Here is a 24,832-nt window from a genome sequence, read left to right as displayed (position 1 = left end):
TTAAACTCGATTAAAAGGCAGCGCCACGGCCAGGTGCGATGCTCAGGGCTCACTTAAAGCAGTCGATTAAACCGACAACCTGGAGCAACAAAGATGGCCGAATCACTCAGCTTGATCCTCAAGTTTCCTTTCAAAAGTGCCAGCGGCGATCAGATTTCGAAGCTGTCCATCAAACGCCTGAAGCGCAAAGACATCAGCGCCGCCCAGGCAGTCACCAAAGACGAAGCGGCGATGGAAGACGTGCTTGTTTCTAAGATGCTGGGAATCACCATCGAGGACCTCGGCGAGTTCGATATCGCCGACTCTAAGTTAGCCACCGAGGTGTTGCGGGAAATGGCTAGCGGCGGAGACCTTGCTGCAATCTTGGGACGAAGCGTTGCTGTTGGTATTGAGGATGCAGCCGTCTGAGATTGCCCGACTGGATATGGTCGAGTATTGGCGCTGGGTCGATGTTTGTCAGCGTGAAATCAATCGGCGGAACGAGGTTGCCGAGAAGATGAATAGCTGATCAGCCGCCACGGCAACACCACGTCCACCAGCAATACGCCGCCTTCTGCAATGGAGGGCGGCCTTAGCAATAGTCATCCCTCGTAGAGAAATTTATGGCCAGTGAAGTTCGGGTTGGATTAAGGATCGGGGCTGCGGTCTCTGGCACCCTGAGCGGTGCATTCGGTTCGGCCAGATCGACAGTCCAACAGCTCGGCCGGGCGACTGATGGCTTGACTGCCAAGCAGAAACTTATCGGAACCGAACTTGCCGCGTCCCTGGCGCGTGGCGGTACTGGCATCGAACGTATGCGTCGGCAGTACGATCAAGTTGGGCGGACAATTGATCAACTCAAGGTCAAACAGGACCGCCTGAATATCAGCATCGCCCGTGGCGAAACTCTCAAGAACAAGCGTGGTGAGCTGCGTGGCCAAGCCATGGAAACTATTGGCACCGGAGCTGTAATTGGGGCGCCAGTTGTTCAGTCGATGCGCACCGCAATTGACTTCAAGGACCGGACCAATGACATCGCCATTACCGGTGGTTTTGATGCAGCTGAAGAGAAGCGCCTAGGTGATGTCCTTCGAAGCTCTGCTCTGAAGTGGAATCAAACTCAAATGGAAGTGGCGGCAGGCGCCCAAGTTCTGATCGCCGGAGGAATTTCTAACGTTAAAGAGCTTGAAGCCTATGCACCTCTAATGTCCAAGTTCGCGACTGCAACACGAGCCAGCATGGATGACCTTGGCTCTGTCGCAATCGCGCTCAATGACAACTTGGGAATCGGAGCATCAGGGTTTGAGCGCTCTATGAATATGCTCGCTTCCGCAGGAAAAAACGGACAATTCGAACTAGCTGATATGGCCAAATGGCTTCCTCAGTTGACTCCCCAGTTCGCCGCTTTGGGTATCACGGGCGAGCGAGCCGTAGCAGAGATTGGGGCTTCCCTTCAAATTGCGCGGCGCGGTGCCGGGAGCAACGACGAGGCAGCCAACAACTTCAAAAACTTTTTATCCAAGCTCACTGCCAAGGATACGTTGAAGTCCTTCGAAGGCGCGGGAATTAACCTTCAAGCGAGCATGCAGAATTTAGTCGGAAAAGGGCTTACCCCAGTTCAGGCAATGCTTGAAGTGATTACTCAGTATGTTGGGAGCAAAGGTCCAAAAGCCACGGGTGAGTTTCAAAAAGCAATGGCTATCAAGGACGATGCCGAGCGAGAAATAGCTCTGAAACGGTTGAACGAAGCCTACAAATTGGGTGAGCTGTTTGCCGACATGCAGGTGCTTTCTTTCGTCCGGCCCGCCATGGCAAACCGCAAAGATCTAAGTGGAATACAACAAACCAGTATCGACGACGCCGACAAGGGAATTGGTGATGCTGATTGGAAAAAGCGCATGGAAAGCCCGAAGGAGCAGCTGAAAGCGCTAACGATTAATCTATCGGAGATTGGAATAACCGTCGGTAGCGTGCTCTTACCTGCTCTTGTCGATGTTACCCAAGCAATCATACCGGTGATGCAGTCGTTCGCCACCTGGGCCGGTGAAAACCCTGCACTGATCAAAGGTGTCGTCGGTTTGGTCAGTGGATTGCTACTCAGCAAACTGGCGTTCATTGGTGTTGCCTACGGAGCCAACCTGGTGCTGTCGCCGTTCGTGGCTATTTCCACGACCATAAAAACACTTTCTGCGAAGTGGACCCTGCTGCGTGCTATGTGGCAAATGGGAAAATTCACCCCGCTGGTTTCTGGTCTGTCCCGGATCGGCAGTGGGTTGCTCACGGTGGCCAAGTACAGTGGCTCCTTCTTGCGCGGCATCACGATGGCTCTGGGAACACCGTTGATGATGGTGGCACGGGGCGGTTTGTTCCTGGGCAAGATCCTCGGTGGCACGCTGTTGTTCGGGCTGAAACTTGCTGGCCAAGCCATCCTTTGGCTTGGAAGAGCTCTGCTGATGAATCCCATCGGCTTACTGATTACGGGTATCGCGCTCGGAGCTTATTTGATCTACCGCTATTGGGAGCCTATCAAAGGGTTCTTCGTCGGGCTTTGGGGCGAGATCAAAGCCGGCTTTAGTGGTGGGCTTGCAGGCATCACCGCATTGATCGTCAACTTTTCTCCGGTTGGTCTTTTCTACCGTGCGTTTGCTGCCGTGATGAATTATTTCGGCGTTGAATTACCCGGCAAGTTCAGCGAGTTCGGCGGCATGATTGTCACGGGCCTGGTCAACGGCATAAGCAATATGGCCAGTTCACTGAAGGACAGCGTGATTGGCATCGGCTCTTCAGTAAAAGGTTGGTTCACAGAGACGCTTGGCATCCAGTCGCCGAGCCGCGTGTTCATGGGGTATGGGGCGAACATCAGCGAAGGCGCGGCCATTGGCATCAGTGCGCAGGCTGGCCTGGTCCGTCAGGCTGCACTCGGTATGGCTGCGCAGTCGGGTGTCGATCTCGCCCCACCGAACCCGGTTCATGTCTCTCGGGCAAACATCAGTGAAGGTGCGGCCATCGGCATTAATGCGCAGGCTGGCTTGGTCCGTCAGGCTGCACTCGGCATGGCTGTGCAGTCGGGTGTCGATCTCGCCCCACCGAACCCGGTTCATGTCTCTCGGGCAAACATCAGCGAAGGTGCGGCCATCGGCATTAGTGCGCAGGCTGGCTTGGTCCGTCAGGCTGCACTCGGCATGGCTGCGCAGTCGGGTGTCGATCTCGCCCCACCGAACCCGGTTCATGTCTCCCGGGCGAGCATGATGGGCGACAGTGGCGGCGTGCCCTCTGCTGGTTCTCCAGGCGCTGGTGGTCAGCCCGTGTTTCACTTCTCCCCTCAAATCACCGTGCCTGGCGGCGCCGACACTCAACAGCAGGTTCAACAGGGGCTGCAAGCCGGTTACTCCGAGTTTGTGCGAATGATGGATCGTTACATGCACGACAAACGCCGTCGTAGTTATGGCCCGTCTGATGGAGGGCTGGCTTGATGTTTGCCATCCTGGGCGATATCGAATTTACCGTTGCTGGCGGCATCACCGGCATGGATCAAAGCAGCTCGGCCGATTGGGCCGAGCATGCGCGCATACAAGGCAAACCCTTGCTTGAGTGGGTTGGTGAAGGGCTTGATGAGTGCAACCTGACCATAGAACTGCACCCTGTTTTAGGCGATCCCGACGAAAGACTGCGGGCACTGCGCCTGGCTAAGACCAAGCACGAACCCTTGGCGTTTGTAATGGGCTCCGGCGAGTACCTGGGCGCCTATGTCATCACCAACATTGGTAACAACATCCGCCGCGCAACGGCTACGGGCCAGATCAACTCAGCTACGGTTCAGCTGAGCCTGAAGGAATACACCGGAGCGTTCACGCGCAAGGTTGCTCGGCCGGGTCTACTCGATACAGCGTTGAGCGGCACACCTGCAGCTGCTGCAGGATCGCCCGGACTTGTCTCGCGACTGATGCCATCCCCCAGCACCGTCCAGGCAGTGATTGGTCACGCCAAAACAGCCGGCAATATGCTGAAAGCTGGCCAGAACCTGTATGAAACGATCAAGAGCGGTAACGCCTCCATGATCCTCGGCCAGGTTCCCCAGTTGCTCGGCGTCACCGCAAGGGCCATTGAGCCGTTGCAAGGACTTACGGCAGCTGCGGGCCTGCTCAAAGATGGTGCCGATCTGTCGCGTTTAGGTGAGGACGTACTAGGCAGTGTGATGGGAGCTCGATCCGCGCTCAATCCAGTTGACCTGGGCAACATCGTGGACCGATTTACCTCGTCCCGCGAGTCGCTAGACCAAGCGCTCACCACCATGAATGGTGCCAGCACCCGCCTTGCAGGGCTGGCGGCACAGGTTCTGACGAGGAAAGCCTAATGTTTCTTACCCATGTCACGACCGAAGGAGAGCGTTGGGATCAACTGGCGTGGAAGTACTACGGAGACGCACATCGGTATTCACCGATCGTTCAGGCGAACATGCATGTGCCTATCACCAGCGCCTTACCGGCTGGGTTGACGTTGGCCATCCCGCTACTTGATCCCGTGGCGACGACAGAGGATCTGCCACCATGGATGCGATGACCCCAAAACAGGTGCCGGAAGCGCGTTTTGTACTGACCTACCAGCAGAGCAATATCACTCGCAATGTCAGCCAGCACCTGCTTTCACTAACGTATTCAGACTTTCTCACTGGTGAGGCTGACAGTCTGGAGGTCGAACTGGAGGATACCGAGGGCAAATGGCGTGACGCCTGGTATCCAGGTCACGGTGATACCTTGTCCCTGGCCATTGGGTGGGAAGGCGAATCGCTGCGCACGCTAGGCCGCTTTGAGATTGATGAGGTTGAGCTTAATTGCCCACCGTCGACCATCACCATTCACGCGTTGGCCACCGGCATCAAGGCGTCATTGCGTACCACCGAGCATCGTGCATACGAAAGCACCACGCTGGATGCCATTGCCAAGCAGGTGGCTGACCGTCAAGGCCTGGAGCTAATTGGCAGCATCGAACCGATCAAACTCGACCGATTGACCCAGCAAGAGTCCGACTTGACCTTCCTGCGCAACCTTGCTGGCGAATACGACTATGCATTCAAGGTCACCGGCACCCGGATGGTCTTCCACGCTATCAGTGAGCTGGCCAAAGGATCGCCGGTAGCAACTCAGGTGCTTCAGGATCTGGCCAGCGTGAGGTTGCGCGACACTATCAAGAGTGTGCCTCAAGCTGTAGAGGTCAAGCACAAGGAGCCGGCGAAGAAGCAGTTGATCGCTTACAAGATCGACAACGAGGGCAAGACTGTCGCTGTACCCAGTAGCGTGAGTAAGGCCACCACCAGTGGTGACACAAAGAAGAGCCGCAAGCGCAGCGCCTCGGCCGAAGAATCCAAAGCAAAAGCCAAGGCTGAACTAGCCAAGGCTAATCGCGAGCGAACTACTGGCAGTTGGACCGCCATGGGTCGCCCGAACCTGGTCAGCGGTAAAATCGTGACTTTGGCCGCAGCGGGCATGTTGGGAGGCAACTATCTGATCATGTCCGCGCAGCACCGAATGACCCGCAGCGGCGGTTACACAGTGGATCAGTCGGTCTGTCGCATTTCTGCGCCCTCGATCTCGATGACACAAGACAGTACAAAGCCAGACCTGGCGCTGTCGACTTATGGCATTCAGCGTGAGGTGGTGGCTTGATGGCTGTTGAACTGGAGTACGGCGAAGTCAGCGCCGTGGATCACATGACTTGCCGTATCCGAGTGCGCCTGGACGACCGCGACGGGGTTGAAAGCTATTGGCTCAACGTGCCGCAACGTAACACCCAGGGCACGCAGCGCCGGCCGCTGATGCCCGAGCTGAATGAACAGGTTGCGGTGCTGCTGGATTCGGACGGTGTGGGTGGTGTTTATCTGGGCGGGATATATTCGACCGCCGAGCCACCGCCTGTGGTTGATGAAGATACAGACTATGTGCGCTTCAGTGACGGTACGATCTCCACCTACGACCGTGCGGCCGGGGTGATGACGCTGGATTGCGTGGGGGCATTGCTTGTGAAGTGCGGTCGAAACATCACCGTTGAAGCCGCCGAGCCGGTGGTGGTGAAGGCTCCTTCGGCGACTCTGGACATTCCGGTAGTTACGCTGAACGGGAACCTGCAGGTCAATGGCAATGTTGGCGTTACCGGGTCTATCATCGACGAAGGCGGAAACTCAAACCACCATACTCATTGATCCCCCAAACTCGACAAAGGAAGTCCAATGACTGAACGATATTACTATTCATCAGAGCAGCTAACAGCAGAGGAAAAAAAGGCAGCGCTGGCATTTGCGAGTGGTCGGCTTGAGGAAGGACACCATGTCCATATTTTTATTGTCGCCAAAACACTTGCTAACGAATTTCTTCGTGGGACTTTTGACTCCACATCCATGAATAAGCTAAAGAACGGTGAGCAAATCAAGGTTGGCAATGTCATCTATAGCCTGGAGGCGGAGCGAACCTTTGATAAGTACGCCTCCTACGAGGTGGTCGTTGCCTTTCATGTTAGTGACAGGCTTCTTGAAAAACTTGAGTCCGGAAAAATACGGCATCTCTTGGTTTGTAACTTTGAACACGACCTACCTGAGGAATGGATGAAACTGTCTCCGAAAATTCTGAGCTCTTCAGCTCCAGCCGAAAGCTAGTGAAGGCGCTTTTCAAACTCCGTCTTTAAACTCGATTAAAAGCCTGCGCCAGCAGGCTTTCGCACTATGGGCGCATGACGACGCCCACTCCTTACACCAGCATCACCGCCGCCCACTGGCAGCCCGCCCTCGGTACGTCCGGGGAGATCGTCGAGGGCCTGCGCGACATCGACCAATCCATACGCATCATCCTCACCACGCCCAAGGGCGCTGACGCCCATCGGCCGGACTTTGGCAGTGACCTACATCAATATATCGACTGGCCTGTTAACCGAGTGACGCCGCACTTGGTGCGTGAAACGGTCGACGCATTACGTCGCTGGGAAACACGTATTTCAGTCGTGCAGGTAAAGGTGCAGATCGAAGGAGCGCAGATCAGAGTGCGGGTGCAGTGGCGTGTAGCGGATGGTGTCGCCCAGTTGACCGAGGTGCCCTATGCGCGAGCTGCCTAAACCTGTGTTTGTCGAGATCGATCCGGCTGCTACGGAAGCCGCTTTGATTGCTCGCTATGAGTCAAAGTCAGGGAAAACCCTGTATCCAGCCCAGGTCGAACGGCTCTTTATCGACCTGATTGCCTATGCCAAGACGCTGTCGGATATGTCCATTCAGAATGCCGGGGAGCAGCTCCTGGTGCGCTTTGCGGATGCTCCGATTTTGGATTACTTGGGCGAACTGGTTGCAACCCCTAGGCTGTTGGCTGCCCCAGCACGTTGCCCGATACGCTTCAACATGCCAACCGTACTGCAGCAACCTTTGCTGATTCGTGCCGGCACTCGGGTCAGCACCCAAGACGCCAAGATTACCTTTCTCACTGACCAGGATGCGACTATTCCGGCAGGCCAAGCTCAGGTAAACACCACTGCTACCTGTCTTGCAGCCGGTGTGGTTGGCAACGGCTGGGCCGTTGGCCAGATCAGCAGCATCGGTAACTCACCTGTAGCAGGTCTGACGGCAACAAACACCAGTGTGACCGCCGAGGGGGCCGAGGACGAAGATAACGACCGCTACCGCGAGCGGATCATCCTGGCCCCTGAAGCCTTCAGCAATGCCGGCAGCCGTGGCGCCTATCGCTACCACGCACTGGCGGTGCACCAATCGATCATCGATGTCGCCGTGCATGGACCAGACGAAGGGCAGCCGGATGGTCACGTGGCTTTGTTCCCACTTACCAGTACCGGCTTGCCAACGGACGATCTGCTGCAGCGGATTAAGAGCCAGGTCTCTGGCGAAAAAGTACGCCCTCTGTGCGACACCGTACACGCCTACGTACCAATCGAAGTCACCTACGAGATCAAAGCACGCATCACCTTTTACAACACAGCAGATCGCACTGAAGTTATGAAGGCGGCAAAAGCGGCGGCTGATGCGTATGCAGTTGAACGTCGTGCAGGGCTCGGCCGTGATCTTGTGCGGGAACAACTGACAGCGCTGTTGCAGGTGAAAGGTGTCTATCAGGCTGACTTGGAGTTCCCGAACGCCTTGCGCGAACTGGCGGGCAACGAATGGGCGAATTGCACGTCGATCCTGCTAGAGGACGCTGGGGTGGCTTATGGCTAAGCAGCAACTGCCGCCAGCGCTGGCCAGCGATGAGCGTTTCGCATTGCTCTCTGAGCTGCTCGACGAGACGTTGGATAGCCTGGATATCAACGCGATGTTGGTTTACCTCGTCGATCTGGTGAAGCCGCGACTGCTTCCCGTCCTGGCCGATCAGTTCTCTCTCATCGACGAGGCCGCCTGGTTGTTGGCCGAGTCTGAAGATGCAAAGCGTGACCTGATCAAGAGTTCGGCCGAGCTGCATCGATTCAAAGGTACGCCTTGGGCTATTCGTGAGGTTATCCGCTTGTTGGGATTTGGCGAGGTGACGATTCAGGAAGGGCTTAACAACCAAGTGCGCGATGGATCGATCACCAGGGGTGGAAACCATGTTCATGGTGATCCTGGTTCATGGCCCCTCTATCGAGTCTTTCTCAAGCGCGCCATCACCAATGACCAGGCTGCGCTTTTGCGCCGCCTTTTACTTTCCGTCGCCCCAACGCGTTGCCGCTTGGTGTCCCTGGACTATCAGTCAGTGGCTATCAGGCATAACGGGTTTGCGCGTCGCGATGGCCAATACAACCATGGGAGCAGCTGATGGCTGATTTACCTGAAGTAAATGAATGGCCGGAAGGCATCTACCAGCTTGAGACATCCGACCCAGTGTTGGGTGGACCGGAAGGTATCGACAACTTGCAAGGTAAGCAGTTGGCGAACCGGACGAAGTGGCTCAAGGATCAAATAAGTAAGATCGTCGATGGAGTCACCTCTATTGGTAGTGCACTCAAACTGGCAACACCACGCGCCTTGAATTTCAAGGGTGCCGCCACAGGCAGCGGTAGCTTTGACGGGAGCGCTGACGTTGAAATTGCGCTGACCCTGGCAAACAGCGGCGTAACGGCTGGCGCCTGGCCGAGAGTGACTGTCAACTCAAAAGGGCTTGTCACTGGCGGTTCGGCGCTTTCCCCTAATGACCTTCCAGAGGGGCTTACAGCCCCCCAGTTTGATAACGACAAATCACTTGCAACGACTGAGTTTGTGCAGCGCGCTCTGGGAAACTTCAGTGGGCAAACAACGATTAGCACGTCAGCTGCCACGTTAACGCCAGCAATGGCTGGCCGCCGAATTTCCGGCTTACTTCCAGGTGCGTGGACGCTTCCGCCGCTGAATTCCAGTCCTATCGGGTCAAAGTTTTACATTCAGAACTCGTCGCCTGGTGACATCGTGGTTAGCCGACAGGGGGCGGATGTTATCGTGGCTCTCTCCAAGACCGGGAACAGCATCAATATCCCGGCAGGGTCGTTTGGTGTTCTGGTATGTGGCGAAATTAATTGGGTGTTTGAGGAAGGTGTCTCCGCCTTGAAATACTCAGCGGAGTTTGCTTCGAGCATTTCTGGCTCGGGATGGGCCAAAAATGCTAACGGCCTTATTGAGCAGTGGGGCGTCGGCGTAACGGATGCGAACGGCTATGTCTATGTCACATTCCCTATCCCGTTTCCCAACGGGGTGCGCAATGTCACGCCAACGCACTTCGGCTCTTCGTCCTTGATGCATGCGGTGATGGATGCCAACTTCACGCTGACCGGCTGCAGGCTTCGCGTGCAAAACACGGGGGGGGCAGCGTCAGGGTGGCAAGTTTTTTGGCGAGCTTTGGGGAATTGAACATGGGCAAAATTGTATTTTTCAGTCCGTCTATGTGTGGGGCTTATCGCCCTGAGATTCATGGCGCGAACATGCCAGCGGACGTTATCGAAGTGTCGGAAAGTGTTTGGCAGTCGCTGCTGGATGAGTTGGAGGTTAGCCCAAAAATAATGTCGTCCAGACCCGATGGTCAGCCGGTGCTGGTTGATCCGCCGCCGCTCGATGCTGTGGCGCTAGTCGAAGCGGAGCGCGCCTGGCGCGATGCGCAGCTGTCCCTCACCGATCCGCTGGTTTCAAGGCACCGCGACGAGATCGAGAACGGCGACGCGACTTCAATCACGGTCGACCAGTACACGGAATTGCAGGCCTTCCGCCGTAAGTTGCGCGACTGGCCGCAAAGTACAGACTTTCCATTGAGTGAGCATCGTCCTATTGCGTCATCATGGCTGCAGGGGGAATTTTGATATTCTGTTGCAACTGGTGCAAAAGAATGTAGGCCAATTTATCTCACGTTAGGACGCAGATTTTTCGCGCTCGGCATCACGAGGCCGTGAGTGGTGGGGGGATTTAGTAGTTTTGCTGTTTTACCAAGGTAGTCCGTTCTGGGACGACTGGCTCAGAAGGATTTGGGAAAGAGAAGTACGCGTAAGCAAAGAATGCTTGTGGTCGCTTTCGGTCAGGATCAGAAAAATATGAACCGGTCTGTTTTATGCTAAGTAGCCACGCCCCAATTTTGCGTCGCATTTTGGTCCGTCCCCATTTTGGCCATGGTGGATATCTAGTAGTATGCGGCCACAAGCCTTGGGTGAGCCCGTGCTGCCCCGTCACATCACTGATGGACTTCTATGTTGCTTAGGAAAGAGATAACCGAGGTATTTACGCCTCGGCGCAGCGAAGTAAACGTGAACATGTATGTGCATCGGCCAAGGCTTGAGCTAGAGCTATCGCGTGCATTCAAGCGAAATTCCCATACGCTCATTTTTGGTGAAAGTGGCAACGGCAAGTCCTGGCTTTACAAAAAGGTTCTTGAAGATGACAGGATCACCTACGTGACCGTCAATTGCGCGAATGCTGCACGCATCAAATCTCTAACTGCTGAAATTTGCAACTGCCTCATAGCTCCAGGTACGGCCGTAAGTCTGGGTTACAACGTCGAGAAAGTGGCGGAGCTTTCTGCGGCTTTTCTAAAAGGTGGGCTGAAACAGAGTGATCGTTACGACGTCACCCAAGAAGAACCATTACTCAAAGCCTTTAAGCTGTACGCATCTGCGAACAATGCAAAAAAAATTATCGTGTTGGACAATCTAGAATCGATATTCAGTTCCGAGGAACTGATGGATGAGTTGTCGAACATCATCATTCTTTTGGATGACAGTCGATACGCCGAGTGCAACATAAATTTTCTAGTTGTTGGGGTTCCTAATGGGGTTCTCCAATACTTTCGTGAAATAAAAAACGCAGAATCCGTCGCCAATAGATTGCAAGAAATTCAAAAAGTAGGTGGCCTTGATTCAGGTCAAGTGCGTGAAATCGTGAGTAAAGGATTTGCGCATCTGCAGATACCTCTCTCCGGGGCCTCGCTAATTGAGATATCGGAGCATGTATCGGATGTAACCCTGGGCATCGCGCAGCGCGTCCACGAATTCTGTGAGCACCTTGCATACGCGATCCAAGACAATAAGTGGACGTATATTCCGAAGACGCTCCAAGAAGCTGATCTTGCATGGCTGACGGCTGGATTACGGCATGCCTATTCTGTTGTAGAAAAGAATCTAAATAGCCGTGAAACCACCGTTGCACGACGTAATCAGGTGATTTACTGCATTGCTAAGGTTAAAAGACACGAATTCGACTCAAGTGACATCGATAGGCTTGTGAGAGAGAATTTCCCTCGAACTGTACCCAATACCAACATGGGCATAGGGTCAATTTTGGCTGACCTTACAGGGGGATCAAGTCCCCTTATCTTAAAAAATGAGCACACTGGTGGTTACTCGGTGAAGGACCCTCGATTCATCATGTGCATAAAGCTTATGTTGTATACAGACTCAGCAGAAAAGGTCCAGCGCCGAAAGTTTCAAGTATAAAAAGCTCCTGATTAGGAGGGGTGTCGAGAAAGTCAGGGTGGAAGTAGAGGCGCAGATGCTTTTGACCTATATATAAAGGGATTTAGGGTAACCAAATGCTTTGGATAATAGCCACGGGATATACCGTGCTAGTGGGTGTGATTGCCTACGCAGCGTACCAGTTAAAGTTAATTAGCGTAATTTTAGATAATCTACCCGAAATTATTGAGAATGAGGAATTCCTTAGAAATTATGCTATTCAAATAAAAATAAATAATTTTTTGGAAAAGATTTGGCCAGGAGTCAAACGGGCTAGGCTTTCAAACGTATCGAGTGGGATTTATAAAATTGTTAATTTTCTGTTTCTGTTTTTGCTGATGCTACAGTTTTTCTTTTCCGAATTTTTATCGTTTGCAGCTCCGGCTATGTTTCTTTCGTTGGGTTTTTTGGCAGCCATCGGAAATGCTCTTCAAGACAAAAAGCGAAGTATGGAGATCAACAAAAAGGTTTTAATACCATTCTCTATACTGTTCCCTCTCTTTATTGCATATCACATTGATACATCCGAAAAGTTGCTACAAATGAAAGCCGTATTTTCTGCCCAGGCCATAGGGTACGAAGCTACATTGGCGTCGATGGTCGTAGGGTTGGGTTTGTTTTGTTACTTTGGGATAAATATAACTGAACACTTTCAGCGGATTATAGTGGTTTGGGTATTGAATAGGGCGTTGATTCTATCCAAAAATATGGTTTTGGTCGGTGTTAATCCAACTATGCCCGGAGAAAAAGAAATGCGAGCAATAGCGAAAGAAGCCATAGTGGTTACAGCTAAGAATATGGCGATTTTTGGGTTGGTAGTCGGTGCGTTAGTGGCGTTTGTTAGGCGTATGGTGGAGTGACACTGTAGATGCAAGGTCTGATTTATTCCGGAATGTAAATTAGTCCATTGTTTACACAGAACGCTTTCCGCACCCCAATGATTCAGGCTGCCTCAATTCTGGTAGCACTGGTCTGCTCGCCGCCTAGTCATTATCTTCCAGACTACCGCCGAATCTTACCCCAGGAAAAAGCATGAAAAGGTTACTTTGGGAAAAGGGGGGCTGATTCGGAATTGCTCGCTATGCTTTGTGCAGTTTTTTGGAACAAGGAAGGATCTATGTTTTGAAAAATAGATCCGTCCCCTTTTTTCGAACACTATTGGCTAAAGTGGTCGGTCGATAGTCAGAGTTGCTTAGTTCCTTAATAGAGCCATTTGTTAGAATGGGAGCGAGCACCTTCAAACGACTTTAACTACCGAAAAACTTAAATGACAGGCATTTTTCATGAAATTGTCCGCTTTATGCAATGGGTAAAAAACCTTTGTAAAACGTAAAGTGAATCCGTTCGAGTTCATCATCACGTATTTTGCTCGGTTTATATCGATTTTTCCTTGTGCGGCCGATGATTTATAAAAAACCTTTGATCTGGGCGACCGCCGAGGTCTTGAGCCAATCCCCGCTGCCGTTCGGCAAAATAAATCCGTCCATATTCTCCGCTTTTCTTCACGCATGTCGAGCGCGCTATGGCGGAAAAAGAGTTTAATAAGACTTGTAGAATGGCGGGCCGCCGACTAAATGTTCGCGGTCCGCCTCAGGTTAGATCTCTCTAATGTCTAGCTATTTGCTCATGGCTTTATAGTGTTCAGAGTAGCCGCATTCTTCAAAAATCAACCTCAGGCCGTCTTTGAAAGCTTCGTGGTCAAACTCCTTTATATCAAAAATATTCTGGCCCAAGGAATGTGATTCTCGATTCATATATCTGTAAAAAGTCGTGAATTTATCAGTCTGTAGAGCGGGTTTTTGAAAAACATTATTGAAGTCTTTCTTTTGAACAAAGTTGAAAAAATATTCAACGATATTTCGCATGCAGTTAGCAATCAGGGCAGGTGGCGATGCCTGATCTTTTATGATTGACCAGTACGATTGGTAGTCATTCTGAATCTCCTCATATTTCATTGGGATTACGAAACTCCCGTTTGTATTTTTGAAAACCCTGAATAGGTGCTGAGTGTCCGTGCGCGTTTGATGGTTTGTGTGAGTCAGCTCATAGAAAAAATACAAGCTATGAGTGAGTACAATGACCTGTTTGTAGATTTCATCATTGATGAAATACTTTTTAATCAGTTGTCCGATGTTGAAAACGTATAAATGAGAAAGGCTGGAAATGGGGTCATCAATCACAACAACTTTGGCTTGCGGTACAGCAGTGGCTGTCTTCTGTCCTTTGCAAAGTTCCATGAAGTAGAGAAAGCTGATAACGGTCTTCTCACCTTCACTCAGCGAGTGAAAGGCATTTTCTTGATCGGTAGTTCTAGATACTCGATAAAAATTATCACCATATGGCACTACAGAAAATCCATCGATGCCAATTTCCACCAAGCCGGAATTAATGTTCTCAATTGATTCTTCAATATTTACCGTCTGTTTTCTAAGATTTGCGATCTTACCGCTAGATGCTGTGACGTCTGAGCCTATATTGGTGGAAGTTTGGCTTATTTTACTGGTCTCTTCTTTTAGTGCAGATGCTGACTGAGAGTAGGCAGAAATCGTCTGGTCGTAATTCCAGCGCATCAGCGTCCAGAAACGAGATCTTATGTTGTCTTTGGTTTTTTTCTTGTTAGCCAGTTTGTCATTGTGGGCGTCAATAATCTTGTTCAGACTCTTGATCAATTCGTTGATCAGATCGACGGTGGATTTTGTATCGGTAAGTACCACTGGCGTGCTCGGGCTTTTGGTTTTGTTACTAATGTGCAGGATGTTCTCGCGTATTGATGCCCGTAAGGCTTCACAGGCGATAGTCCAAGCATCTATAAGCTCCTTTTTAGCAAGCGGAGAATTTGAAATGTCTTGAATGTTCAGGTTGGAGGTTAGTGTCTCATACTGAATTTTGATTAACTCCAGTTCTTTAATATCTTGCTCGTAGGCCTCGTCGAAGACATGTCGTATAGAATCAATGATGTGTTTCGTAATTGTTTCTTGCTGGCAAAATGGGCAGGCCTGAGGATCCTCGTCATCTGAAATGTACTGAAGTCCTTGTTTCACCCAGTCAGAATTTTTAGTTTTCGCAATGAATTCAGCAACCGACCCCTCTTGGCTGCCAACAATTATCTTCGACCATAATGAGTCTCTCTCAATACTCAGCCACCCAGCAGAAAGGATAGGGGAAGTTGTGAATGAAGCTGCACCTTCTCCCTCAATTGATGATGCTTCTGCTTTCAAATCTTCAACCGTATAGTCAGGCGCGTTTTCCGGTAGCGGTACACTGACAATATGTTGAAAAAGGAGTTCCGTTCTTTTCAAGCTTTCTAGGCAGAACTCAAGAACACGATCACCGCCTGAGAAGGTTGTCTTAATTTCCCAAACCTTGCTACTTGCCTTTGACTTTGCTTCTTCGAGCTTTGTGGCTGTCTCGGCAGCTAACCTCGCATTTTCTTGCTGAGCGGTTAGGTGTTTCTCAAGTTCTTTCGTTTCAGCTTCGATTTGCTGGAGAGCACCTTTGTTTTCTTTCGAAAGGGTGAAGATCCCTTTTAAATTATCCTCTTCGTAAAAGTAGTCATTCAAAAAGCTTTGGTTATATACAAGAATTTCACAAGCTTGGCTCGTTTTTAAGCTGCATTTTACAAACTGTGGTGCGTTTTGGTTGTACAAGAACTCGGAGATAGTGCTCTTTCCTGCCCCGTTTAGCCCGTATATAAGCGACGTTTTATTAATTGGGGAAAAAGTGGATTTGGATTTGTAGCTGGTGACGCCATCTATATTCAATTCCGTGATCATAAAGAAACTCCAGAATGCTAAGTGGCTTTGCGCCATCTCTGTTGGCGAGGAGGAGCATAGGCGAGCAAGGGGATGTCTGCCACTTTGTCTTTTGACAGGGGGAATCAAGGCCTGTCCAAAGGCAAGCGAGGAATGTGGCGGGATACATATGGGACGCGCAAGGCATGTCCTAGTCAGCGCGCTAATGGCTGGTTCCAAGGTGCAAAGTGCGATAAGGGGGCTGGCATAAGGGGACGGATCTGTTGAGGGATCCGAGACGGGATGAGGGGCCCGATAAACACCAATGTTTAAAAAGACATCTACAAACACTCTCTCAGGCTACACATCCTTGCGCCTTTGCCTACAGCTACGCCAGAATCCGCCGGCTTGTGCGCCTAGGGGGCGGGTTCTATTGTGGTTCGGTCGCTGACGAATCAGCGATCGGGTTTCGCAGCCCGGATTAATCAAGGCGCACAGCGCTCCGAAACGTTGCCATTTTTAGCAACGGTGCTTTATGGCGGCTGTGCGCGGGATACCTTAGGGTATGCCGGGTTCCTTGATTCCCGGTCTGCGAACCTGCGTACAGCTGCCACCTCTCTTCGTTTCGCAGCGAAATGTGGCGGCTCCAACAATCAAGGAGCTTCACCATGATCAAACCAACACCCAACCCGCCCGAAACCGATCCGGTTTCCCCCTACGAATCCCTCGACTCAAAAAAACTCCACGAAGCCGCCGACCGCGCCCTCGACCATTACCTCTGTCCCCCCGGTTCCACGCCGCTCCCACGCAAAACCCGTGGGATGTACGCGGTAACCGCAGACAACAAAAACGAAGAACTATTGATCGATGCCAGTGAAACACTCGCTTCGGCGCAAACCATCGCGCAGAACGTCGCCAGTCTGTTGCCGGCGTCGCAGCGTCGGGCGTTGTTGGGGATTGCGCAGTTGATCATGCTCGGGGAGTTGGCGGTGAATCGGGCGTTGGATAATTTGCAATTGCCGGGGTGATGCGGGTTTCGGGATCACCTGTTGTTTGATTGGGTGTCCGTTTTGGCGCCTTCGCGAGCAGGCTCGCTCCCACCTTTGAGCGTGTTTCAAGGTGGGAGTGCGCTGGCTCTTCAGCCGCGATGAATGTCGAGACGATGTACGCGTTTCTGTACCCGCGAGCGGAGGGTTGCTTTCTTTGCGTCAGTCGACTGCCAGGTTGTCCCGAGCCCACTGTTCCGCCGTAGTGACCTGAATCGACTGCTGTTCGTTGAACGTCCCCGCTTTAGGCCACGACACGCCTTTGCCTTGGGCAAATACGGCGCGGTATTTTTTGATGTGGTGAGTGGGGTCTTTTTCCAGTTCCTGCATCAGGTGCGGCACCGTCCAGACGTTACGTGTGAACGGACGCCCCAGCACACGTTCAAGCAGGCTCGCCACCTGCCCATACGTCACCGTGTCGCCAGACAGGTAGACGATCTCATTGCGAAAGCGCGGTTCGAAGAAAACGATTTCCGCTGTCAGCTTGCCGATGTCCTCCGGTGTTGTGAGCGTCACGCTGGTTTCGAGGCTGCCCAAGGCGTTGACGGTGTCGTTCTCAAAATCGACGACCTCAAAGACCGGCTCGAACAGAAAGCTTGTGAACATGCCGGTCGAGATGATCACCCATTCGGTTTTATCCTGGGCGCGGAGCAACTCGCGCACGTCGAGTTGCGCATCGAACAGATCCTGCGGGCTGCCCCGGCCAATCACTTCGAAATCGACGCCAAACTGCCAGGGGAAGTAGCGCTTCACGCCGGACCTGAGCGCGGCTGTTGCCAGTTTCATCGGCGTTTCCCGACCCGCGACCATGCCCGCGCAACCTATGACGGTGTCGAATGCTGCGAACACTTCGGCCAGTTGATCGATGGAATCGTTAACCAGGTCTGCAGTGACTAGCTGGATGCCCAGGCTGCGCAGTTCATCGATTTCGCGCTTTTTCTCAGGGATTTGCGTGTTGATGGTCGAATCCCTGAGCAGGACGCTGATGGTGCTGCCGGGCGAGCGCTTGGCTACCCGCGCAAGATTGCGCAGAACCGGCAGGCCGAGTTCGCCGGCGCCAAGTACGAGAATGGATTGTGGGGAAGGGTGGGTCGATTCGGTCATGGTGTCTCCTGAATCCGTCGTCTGTATGATTTGGTGATGCTGGCACGATTGGGCAGCGCTCAGAAGAAGGCACACGCGTGATACCAGGGGGACAGATGACCGATGAAGAAACCCTTAGCCAGGCAGAAGCGATCTGCCAGACGCTAAGACGAGACGATGATGGCGTGCGGCGCGAGGTCCTGGCTCACGCCGGTAGCCGGTGGTCACTGGGGATTCTGCATGCTCTCGGTGTGTACGGCACGATGCGTCATGCCGAGATCAAACGGCAGATGACGGGCGTGACTCAGCGCATGTTGACCAAGACGCTCCGTGCGCTGGAACGCGATGGTCTGCTTATACGGCGGGAGTTGGATCAAGTGCCGCCCCATGTCGAGTATGAGCTGACGCCTTTGGGTATGGAGCTATTGGTCCGTATGTCGCCCATTTGGACGTGGGTGGTGGAGCACGTCGAGGATTTTCGCGACGCGCGTCGTGCGTTTGATAGCCAGAGTGGGAAAAAGCCTTCGTGGCAGGTTCCGGTGGTGGGGCTGGTTGATTTGGATGACGCCGACGAGCGGCGGCGATCATGAGCTTGATCCAGTCTGCGCGGCTGAATGCTCACGCGCTTGCCGACGCAGCGGTCGAATGAGATTACCGAACTACTGCCGCACAGGTGGATGCCCATCTAGCGGTGCTACCTCTGACGGGGCACCGTATCAAGATCTGCCTAGTCGCCCAAATCAACGGCATTAACGCTAGTCCGGACATAATAATTATCGAATTCACCGCTTTCGACGAACACGAAGCCATGGCGAGTGTAAAAACGATTTGAAGCGCTTTTTTTGAGAGCACCCACCTTGATGGGACGCCCGATCTCATCAGCCTCTCTGAAAATCCGCGTAAGCACTTCAGAGCCGATTCCTGCTCCTTGAGCACTGGGTATCACATACAAGTGGTCAAGCAGAAGCTCGCTCTGATGGTCTTTGATTACGACAAAACCGACCAGATCACCTGATACTTCTATACGGCGTGTGCTGTTAGCGTCGAACCCACCAAGAAATCGTTCGCGCGCACGATCCGGGTCAAATCGTCCAAGCCGTTCAAGGCTCTCGCGCATGGCCTCAATCCTGATGGCTACCAGATCTTCCAGGTCGTTATTGGAAGCTGGGCATAAAACGACAGCGGAGTTTTGATCAGCGGAGGCTGGCATAACAAGCACCCTAAACATGGCGGTCAGTCATTATGCAGAGAACAGAATCCGCATAACCACTACTGCCTCGATTCAATGGAGGCGATGGCTCCATATCAGCTTCAGGGGGATGTGTTCGCCGGACGCTTACGTCTGTTGGAGCAAGGGGACGGATCTGTTGTGGGATCCGACACGCAATGAGGATTCCGATAAACGCCAGTGTTTAAAAAGACATTTCCAGTCACTCTCTCAGGCTACATATCCTTGCGCTTTTGCCTACAGCTACGCCAGAATCCGCCGGCTTGTGCGTCTTGGGGGCGGGTTCTATTGTGGTGCGGTCGCTGACGTATCAGCGATCGGGTTTGGTAGCCCGGCTTAGACTTGGCGCATAGCGTCACTCGATACAGGTCCTTTTGGGGCTGTGTATTTATGGTGGCCATGCGCAGGGCGTCTTCGGGCGCGCCGGTTCTCCAAGTCACCGGTCTACCAACCTTCGTATGGCCACCACCCCTTCGTTTGGTAGCGAAAGATGATGGCTCCTTTTCTATGATTTGGAGATTCACTCATGATCAAACCAACACCCAACCCCCCCGAAACCGATCCAGTTTCCCCCTACGAATCCCTCGACTCAAAAAAACTCCACGAAGCCGCCGACCGCGCCCTCGACCACTACCTCTGTCCACCCGGTTCCACGCCGCCTCCACGTAAAACCCGTGGGATGTACGCGGTAACCGCAGACAACAAAAACGAAGAACTGCTGATCGATGCCAGTGAAACACTCGCTTCGGCGCAAACCATCGCGCAGAACGTCGCCAGTTTGTTGCCGGCGTCGCAGCGTCGGGCGTTGTTGGGGATTGCGCAGTTGATCATGCTCGGGGAGTTGGCGGTGAATCGGGCGTTGGATAATTTGCATTTGCCGGGTTGATGCGCGTATCGGGATCACCTGGTGATTGATTGGGTGTTCATTCTGGCGCCTTCGCGGGCAAGCCCGCTCCCACAGGGTTTTGGGTCGGTCGCGGATATCGTGTACGACGCTGAAACTTGTCGGAGCGGGCCTGCCAGCGATGGCAATGGCACATGCGCCATTTTGCTGCCTGACAAACCGCCATCGTCAGCAGGCTGGCTCCCACAGGTTTTTTTGTCGCTCACAGGCCTCAAGTATTTGCTGGTCCGAGACAGTTGTTCTGTTTCCTGGGAGATTTTTCCTGAGGGGTGAGTAAAGTCTCAAGCCTGGCCAACGGCGGCGCACCCTGGCTCCGGTCAAGCACCTGCACCCCGACCTTGAGCAATCGCCCATTCTCCGCTGCGCCAATCACCTGCTCACACCGCAACAACAACCGCCCCTGATCACATTCCTGCGCCTTCATGTCCATCGGCAACCGGCCTTCAAACCGCAACTCGGCTTACGACTCTGCGAAGCCAAAAGCGTAATCGAACGATCACGCAAACCCCCATTACTCTGTATTCGTCCGAAACCGGCCAGAAGTACCTAAAGAATGGCTAAATGGTTTCAATGCTTTGAAATCCGATTTCGAGTAAAGGGCATGACGATGTTTGCGTGATATGCCTGCGATTTTGCTGGTGGCAGCCAGCTGCGCTTTTCCAGTTTTTTAGTTCTGGGTCTATTGGAGTCGGCATTCACAATCGGAAAAGATTCTCTAGCTAGACGATCCGGAGCAAACGCCCGTATGCTGTCTATCCCTTGTTTTCATGGACTCCTTCGTGGACCCCAGCCCCGCAACACACAGCCGCTGTCCAGATTCTGAATTTGGTCGTGCCGCCAAATGATCGAAACTATCCTTACCCTCATTCTTGGCATCCTGGTCATGCTGGCCATCATCGCTGTGAATGGCTATTTTGTTGCGCAAGAATTTGCCTACATGGCGGTTGACCGTACCAGGCTCTCAGCATTGGCAGCTGCCGGTGATGCGTCGGCAAAGCGCGCATTGGCCGTCACGAACCGCACAAGTTTTATGCTGTCGGGTGCCCAGCTTGGCATTACCGTCACAGGTTTACTTGTTGGTTATGTCGCGGAACCCTTGGTAGGTGAATCATTAGGCGTTCTGCTCGCAGGAACCGGTATACCGATTGAGGCTAGGGTGGCCGTCGGTACAGGTATTGCTTTGGTTGCGGCTACGATCATCCAAATGGTCGTGGGTGAGCTTTATCCGAAAAACCTTGCCATTGCGAACCCTGAGCCCCTGTCGCTTCGGCTTGCCCGCTCCACGCTCTTCTATATGTCGGCCTTCGGCTGGCTAATCAGTTTCTTCGACAAATCGGCCAACCTTCTCCTGAAGTTACTGCGTATCGAACCGATTCACGACCTCGATGTGAGCGCCTCGGCTACCGATCTGCCACACATCATCGCCGACTCGCGCGACAGTGGCGACCTGCCACGCGAGTTGTCACTCATGATGGATCGCATCCTCGACTTCCCGCAACGCAACGTCGAACACGCTATGGTGCCCCGATCACAAGTTGACTGGGTTGAGCCCGATACGACGCTCGAAGAGCTGCGAGGGCTGATGGCGCGTGCTCACACCCGATATCCGGTGATCGATGACGATGATGCCCCTGTGGGCGTTGTACATCTCGCCGACGTGCTTGCACGTCTCTCCACGGGAAACAGTAATGAGACCGTTGCTTCGCTGATGAGACCTGCCAAGGTGCTGCCGACGCTGATGCTGCTGCCGGATGCTCTTGATCAACTGGTTCAGACAGCCGATCAGTTAGCTTGTGTTATCGACGAGTATGGTGGTTTCGCCGGGGTGCTCACGATTGAAGACCTTGCCATGGAAATCGTCGGTGAAATTACCGACGAGCATGACGCGGAAGTCGGCGACGCCATCGTGTCAGAAGGGGAAGACACCTGGACAATGGAAGGCGACGTTCACCTCGACGAAGTCAGGCGCATCATTGGTCACGACCTGCCGCGCGTTGATGTTGAAACGGTGGCAGGTATGCTGATCGCTGAGCTTGGCGCACTGCCCGGAGAAGGCGACACAGTCACCGTTGATCTACCTATCGATGCTGCCGAACTGATTTCCGACGAGCCGGTGAGATATCGACTCGAAGTTGATGTACTGCGTATTGAACGACATGTTCCGACTGAAGTTCGCGTACGGTTGGTCAAAGTGTCTATGGCGGAGGACGCTCAATGAATGATCCGCTGATAGTCACGATAGCCACAGTCGTTCTCATCGCGCTGAGTGGCTTGTTTGTTGTCATCGAGTTCGCGTTGCTCGGCGCTCGCCGGCACCGCCTTGAAGAGCTGGCCATCAACAGTCTGTCCGCTCGTGCTGCGCTGCGCGGCATGAATGATTTGACGTTAATGCTTGCTGGTGCTCAGTTGGGTATCACGCTGTGTACCTTTGCCCTGGGTGCGGTGACGAAACCTGCGGTCGACTTATGGCTCGGCCCAGTGTTCACTGCGTGGGGCTTGCCTGAGTGGGCAGCGGGTGGTGCAGCTTTTGGCTTCGCGCTTTTCCTGGTGACATTCTTGCACTTGGTTGTCGGTGAAATGGCGCCCAAGTCGTGGGCCATTGCACATCCGGAAAGGTCCGCTCTGGCAATTGGCATCGTGTCGCGCATCTATACCTGGCCGCTACGTCCGCTGTTGCGCTTGGTGAATCGAATCGCCAACCGTCTGGTAAAAGCCTCAGGTGTAGAGCCCGTTGAAAGCGCCGCAGTTGGTGGTCAGGATATTGAGACCATCAGGCAGCTCGTTGAGCACTCGGCGAAGGTCGGCACGCTACAGCCGCAGATGCAGCAGCAGATTTCAGGCCTGATCGACCTGGGCACACTGCCCGTCGAAGCTTTGCTAATCCCGGGGGAGGTGCCGGTTCACGTTACGCGGGATGCGACGGTGGCAAATGTCCGCACTGCAGCCATCGAGTCCGGGCACCTGCGCATTCTCGTGCTGGGAACCGAGGGCATACAACCCTCGGTGGTTCACGTACGCGACACCCTGCTTGAGCCAGAGACTCGGTTGGCGCATGAGCTTGCACGAGAAGCTTTTGTGCTTGACGCGAAAACACCCGTCTACGAAGCGCTTGCGCGCATGCGTAAATCGAGCATTCAGCTTGCTCTGGTCGTGAGCGCGGATCGCTTGCTGGGAGTTGTGACGCTGGCCGACATCCTCAAACGAGTACTCCCTGCTGCCTCTAGTTCCTAGCGTCCGCACGTACAAATGCTGAGAGTTTGCCCGTAACTATTTGGTAGTTACACCTTGCCTTGGCCCGGCCGAACCCAGTCTTGGGAAACGACCGAGTGGCTACTCGAGAGCATTGGCAGGCAAGAGGGGCATCTTGGGGGTGGGTTCTATTGTGGTCTGGTCGCTGACGAATCAGCGATCGGGTTTCGCAGCCCGGTTCCACGCCGCCGCCACGTAAAACCCGTGGGATGTACGCTGTAACCGCGGACAGCAAAAACGAAGAACTGCTGGTCGATGCCAGTGAAACACTCGCTTCGGCGCAAACCATTGCCCAGAACGTCGCCAGTCTGTTGCCGGCGTCGCAGCGTCGGGCGTTGTTGGGGATTGCGCAGTTGATCATGCTGGGGGAGCTGGCGGTGAATCGGGCGTTGGATAATTTGGAGTTGCCTGGGTGATGCGGGTGCCGGGATCACTTGGTGATTGATCGGGTGTCCGTTCTGGCGCCTTCGCGGGCAAGCCCGCTCCCACAGGGTTTTGGGTTGGTCGCGGATATCGTGTACGACGCTGAAACTTGTCGGAGCTGGCCTGCCAGCGATGGCACATGCGCCATTTTCGTTGCCTGACACTCCGCCATCGCCAGCAGGCTGGCTCCCACAGGTTTTTTTGTCGCTCACAGGTCTCAAGTATTTGCTGGTCCGAGACAGTTGTTCTGTTTCCTGGGAGATTTTTACAGCGGGGATTTTTCCTGGGGGGTGAGTAAAGTCTCAAGCCTGGCCAACGGTGGCGCATCCTGGCTCCGGTCAAACACCTGAATTCCGACCTTGAGCAACCGCCCATTCTCCGCCGCGCCAATCACCTGCTCACACCGCAACAACAATCGCCCCTGATCACATTCCTGCGCTTTCATGCCCATCGGCAACTTGCCTTCAAGCCGCAACTCGGCCATGCGGCTTTGCCCGGCCAATAAAGCAATCGAGCGATCCCGCAAAAGCCCATTACTCTGCGTCATCAACCCCGCCACGCGCACAGCCGCCGACATCGCCACGGCAATAATCGCCAGCGCCACCAGCACTTCAATCAGGGTAAATCCGCTTTCTCGGGAAGGCGCACGCATGGAGGGCTCAAAGCGAAAACACAGCCCTCGACGCTAACCCCCGTCCTTGACGGCTTGACGACGAAAGCTCCCGAGGATTTTCAACATCCCTGACATATCTTCTTGCAACACTGCGCGTCGAATCGAATCAAGCCAAGGAATGTCGAGATGGATATCGCACAGTTCAAACCGCTTAAGCAGTCGCCGCGTATGCCCCGTGGCCAGCAGGGTTTCACCCTGATCGAGATCATGGTGGTTGTGGTGATTCTCGGGATTCTCGCGGCGATGGTGGTGCCTAAAGTGCTTGATCGTCCGGATCAGGCGCGGGCGACGGCGGCGAAGCAGGACATTGGCGGTTTGATGCAGGCGCTCAAGCTGTATCGCCTCGATCACGGCACTTACCCGAGCATGAACCAGGGTTTGAAAGTGCTGGTGGAGCGCCCGGCGGATGCGAAGAACAGTAACTGGCGTTCGTACCTTGAGCGCTTGCCCAACGATCCGTGGGGCCGTCCGTATCAGTACCTCAACCCCGGCGCCAACGGTGAAATCGACATCTTCTCGCTTGGTGCCGACGGGCAGCCTGACGGCGACGACGTGAATGCCGACATTGGTTCCTGGCAGCTGTAAGGCCGG

Annotated in this window: 24 protein-coding genes and 2 pseudogenes; 21 read left to right on the top strand and 5 right to left on the bottom strand. The window is 53.5% G+C overall.

What is annotated here, in order from left to right:
* The first annotated feature begins 93 nt into the window (after positions 1 to 93).
* The 14 genes from H8B20_RS13700 to H8B20_RS13635 all read left to right on the top strand — a co-directional run bounded on the left by H8B20_RS13700 (position 94) and on the right by H8B20_RS13635 (position 12,764).
* Positions 94 to 408, top strand: coding sequence for a phage tail assembly protein (locus tag H8B20_RS13700; RefSeq protein WP_210623431.1), 315 nt, complete (start codon positions 94 to 96; stop codon positions 406 to 408).
* Positions 409 to 602: 194 nt separating this feature from the next.
* The gene (locus H8B20_RS13695) at positions 603 to 3,452 is read left to right on the top strand and encodes a phage tail tape measure protein (protein ID WP_210623430.1); all 2,850 of its coding nucleotides are present in this window, start codon (positions 603 to 605) and stop codon (positions 3,450 to 3,452) included.
* On the top strand, positions 3,452 to 4,333 hold the full coding sequence (locus tag H8B20_RS13690; protein ID WP_210623429.1) for a phage tail protein: 882 nt from the start codon (positions 3,452 to 3,454) through the stop codon (positions 4,331 to 4,333). Before H8B20_RS13695 ends, H8B20_RS13690 begins: the two co-directional genes overlap by 1 nt.
* Positions 4,333 to 4,539 carry a tail protein X gene (locus tag H8B20_RS13685; RefSeq protein ID WP_210623428.1) on the top strand — a complete coding sequence of 69 codons (207 nt, stop codon included), beginning with the start codon at positions 4,333 to 4,335 and terminating at the stop codon, positions 4,537 to 4,539. The genes H8B20_RS13690 and H8B20_RS13685 overlap by 1 nt, the downstream gene beginning before the upstream one ends.
* Positions 4,527 to 5,642 carry a phage late control D family protein gene (locus H8B20_RS13680; protein WP_210623427.1) on the top strand — a complete coding sequence of 372 codons (1,116 nt, stop codon included), beginning with the start codon at positions 4,527 to 4,529 and terminating at the stop codon, positions 5,640 to 5,642. The genes H8B20_RS13685 and H8B20_RS13680 overlap by 13 nt, the downstream gene beginning before the upstream one ends.
* Positions 5,642 to 6,175 (top strand): phage baseplate assembly protein V, encoded by a 534-nt coding sequence (locus tag H8B20_RS13675; RefSeq protein ID WP_210623426.1) that lies wholly within the window; start codon positions 5,642 to 5,644, stop codon positions 6,173 to 6,175. The genes H8B20_RS13680 and H8B20_RS13675 overlap by 1 nt, the downstream gene beginning before the upstream one ends.
* A gap of 27 nt (positions 6,176 to 6,202) precedes the next feature.
* Positions 6,203 to 6,625: a hypothetical protein gene (locus H8B20_RS13670; protein ID WP_210623425.1), complete on the top strand. Its 423-nt coding sequence runs from the start codon at positions 6,203 to 6,205 to the stop codon at positions 6,623 to 6,625.
* Positions 6,626 to 6,699: 74 nt separating this feature from the next.
* Positions 6,700 to 7,077 (top strand): GPW/gp25 family protein, encoded by a 378-nt coding sequence (locus H8B20_RS13665; protein ID WP_210623424.1) that lies wholly within the window; start codon positions 6,700 to 6,702, stop codon positions 7,075 to 7,077.
* Positions 7,061 to 8,182 carry a baseplate assembly protein gene (locus H8B20_RS13660; protein ID WP_210623423.1) on the top strand — a complete coding sequence of 374 codons (1,122 nt, stop codon included), beginning with the start codon at positions 7,061 to 7,063 and terminating at the stop codon, positions 8,180 to 8,182. Before H8B20_RS13665 ends, H8B20_RS13660 begins: the two co-directional genes overlap by 17 nt.
* A complete protein-coding gene (locus H8B20_RS13655; protein WP_210623422.1) occupies positions 8,175 to 8,756 on the top strand; it encodes a phage tail protein in 582 nt (193 codons plus the stop codon). The genes H8B20_RS13660 and H8B20_RS13655 overlap by 8 nt, the downstream gene beginning before the upstream one ends.
* Positions 8,756 to 9,820 carry a gp53-like domain-containing protein gene (locus H8B20_RS13650; RefSeq protein WP_210623421.1) on the top strand — a complete coding sequence of 355 codons (1,065 nt, stop codon included), beginning with the start codon at positions 8,756 to 8,758 and terminating at the stop codon, positions 9,818 to 9,820. Before H8B20_RS13655 ends, H8B20_RS13650 begins: the two co-directional genes overlap by 1 nt.
* A 2-nt stretch (positions 9,821 to 9,822) precedes the next feature.
* Positions 9,823 to 10,263 carry a tail fiber assembly protein gene (locus H8B20_RS13645; protein ID WP_210623420.1) on the top strand — a complete coding sequence of 147 codons (441 nt, stop codon included), beginning with the start codon at positions 9,823 to 9,825 and terminating at the stop codon, positions 10,261 to 10,263.
* 444 nt (positions 10,264 to 10,707) lie between these two features.
* Positions 10,708 to 11,886 (top strand): ATP-binding protein, encoded by a 1,179-nt coding sequence (locus H8B20_RS13640; protein WP_228732694.1) that lies wholly within the window; start codon positions 10,708 to 10,710, stop codon positions 11,884 to 11,886.
* A gap of 95 nt (positions 11,887 to 11,981) precedes the next feature.
* Positions 11,982 to 12,764 (top strand): hypothetical protein, encoded by a 783-nt coding sequence (locus H8B20_RS13635; protein WP_210623418.1) that lies wholly within the window; start codon positions 11,982 to 11,984, stop codon positions 12,762 to 12,764.
* Between the two features lie 756 nt (positions 12,765 to 13,520).
* On the opposite strand, the gene H8B20_RS13630 is transcribed toward H8B20_RS13635, so the two are convergent.
* Complete coding sequence (locus H8B20_RS13630) at positions 13,521 to 15,677, bottom strand: AAA family ATPase (protein ID WP_210623417.1); 2,157 nt, start codon at positions 15,675 to 15,677, stop codon at positions 13,521 to 13,523.
* A 626-nt stretch (positions 15,678 to 16,303) separates the two neighbouring features.
* On the opposite strand from H8B20_RS13630, the gene H8B20_RS13625 reads away from it, so the two are divergent.
* Positions 16,304 to 16,663, top strand: a complete 360-nt coding sequence (locus H8B20_RS13625) for a DUF6124 family protein (protein WP_210623416.1) — start codon at positions 16,304 to 16,306, stop codon at positions 16,661 to 16,663.
* A 180-nt stretch (positions 16,664 to 16,843) separates the two neighbouring features.
* Here the strand turns inward: H8B20_RS13625 and H8B20_RS13620 are convergent, their stop codons facing one another.
* A complete protein-coding gene (locus H8B20_RS13620; RefSeq protein ID WP_210623415.1) occupies positions 16,844 to 17,785 on the bottom strand; it encodes an aromatic alcohol reductase in 942 nt (313 codons plus the stop codon).
* 95 nt (positions 17,786 to 17,880) lie between these two features.
* Between H8B20_RS13620 and H8B20_RS13615 the strand changes: the two genes are divergently transcribed.
* Positions 17,881 to 18,354, top strand: coding sequence for a winged helix-turn-helix transcriptional regulator (locus H8B20_RS13615; protein WP_210623414.1), 474 nt, complete (start codon positions 17,881 to 17,883; stop codon positions 18,352 to 18,354).
* Positions 18,355 to 18,491: 137 nt separating this feature from the next.
* On the opposite strand, the gene H8B20_RS13610 is transcribed toward H8B20_RS13615, so the two are convergent.
* Positions 18,492 to 18,974 carry a GNAT family N-acetyltransferase gene (locus tag H8B20_RS13610; protein ID WP_210623413.1) on the bottom strand — a complete coding sequence of 161 codons (483 nt, stop codon included), beginning with the start codon at positions 18,972 to 18,974 and terminating at the stop codon, positions 18,492 to 18,494.
* A gap of 544 nt (positions 18,975 to 19,518) precedes the next feature.
* On the opposite strand from H8B20_RS13610, the gene H8B20_RS13605 reads away from it, so the two are divergent.
* A complete protein-coding gene (locus H8B20_RS13605) occupies positions 19,519 to 19,878 on the top strand; it encodes a DUF6124 family protein (RefSeq protein ID WP_210623412.1) in 360 nt (119 codons plus the stop codon).
* 229 nt (positions 19,879 to 20,107) lie between these two features.
* Here H8B20_RS13605 and H8B20_RS13600 read toward each other — a convergent pair.
* Positions 20,108 to 20,415: pseudogene (locus tag H8B20_RS13600) on the bottom strand (type II secretion system protein GspI); the annotation flags it as partial.
* A 322-nt stretch (positions 20,416 to 20,737) separates the two neighbouring features.
* Between H8B20_RS13600 and H8B20_RS13595 the strand changes: the two are divergent.
* The 3 genes and pseudogenes from H8B20_RS13595 to H8B20_RS13585 form a co-directional block, all read left to right on the top strand.
* Entirely contained in the window at positions 20,738 to 22,114 is a 1,377-nt protein-coding gene (locus H8B20_RS13595) for a hemolysin family protein (RefSeq protein WP_200615456.1), read from the top strand.
* Positions 22,111 to 23,127 carry a CNNM domain-containing protein gene (locus H8B20_RS13590; protein ID WP_200615453.1) on the top strand — a complete coding sequence of 339 codons (1,017 nt, stop codon included), beginning with the start codon at positions 22,111 to 22,113 and terminating at the stop codon, positions 23,125 to 23,127. Before H8B20_RS13595 ends, H8B20_RS13590 begins: the two co-directional genes overlap by 4 nt.
* 191 nt (positions 23,128 to 23,318) lie before the next feature.
* Positions 23,319 to 23,561: pseudogene (locus tag H8B20_RS13585) on the top strand (DUF6124 family protein); the annotation flags it as partial.
* A 272-nt stretch (positions 23,562 to 23,833) separates the two neighbouring features.
* On the opposite strand, the gene gspI reads toward H8B20_RS13585, so the two are convergent.
* Complete coding sequence (gspI, locus tag H8B20_RS13580; RefSeq protein WP_210623411.1) at positions 23,834 to 24,220, bottom strand: type II secretion system minor pseudopilin GspI; 387 nt, start codon at positions 24,218 to 24,220, stop codon at positions 23,834 to 23,836.
* Between the two features lie 147 nt (positions 24,221 to 24,367).
* Between gspI and gspG the strand changes: the two genes are divergently transcribed.
* Positions 24,368 to 24,826 carry a type II secretion system major pseudopilin GspG gene (gene gspG, locus H8B20_RS13575; protein WP_274611388.1) on the top strand — a complete coding sequence of 153 codons (459 nt, stop codon included), beginning with the start codon at positions 24,368 to 24,370 and terminating at the stop codon, positions 24,824 to 24,826.
* Positions 24,827 to 24,832: the final 6 nt, after the last annotated feature.

Source organism: Pseudomonas sp. P42 (assembly GCF_017973755.1).
In the GTDB taxonomy this organism is placed as follows: domain Bacteria; phylum Pseudomonadota; class Gammaproteobacteria; order Pseudomonadales; family Pseudomonadaceae; genus Aquipseudomonas; species Aquipseudomonas iridis.
This window is presented reverse-complemented; position numbering and strand designations above follow the sequence as displayed.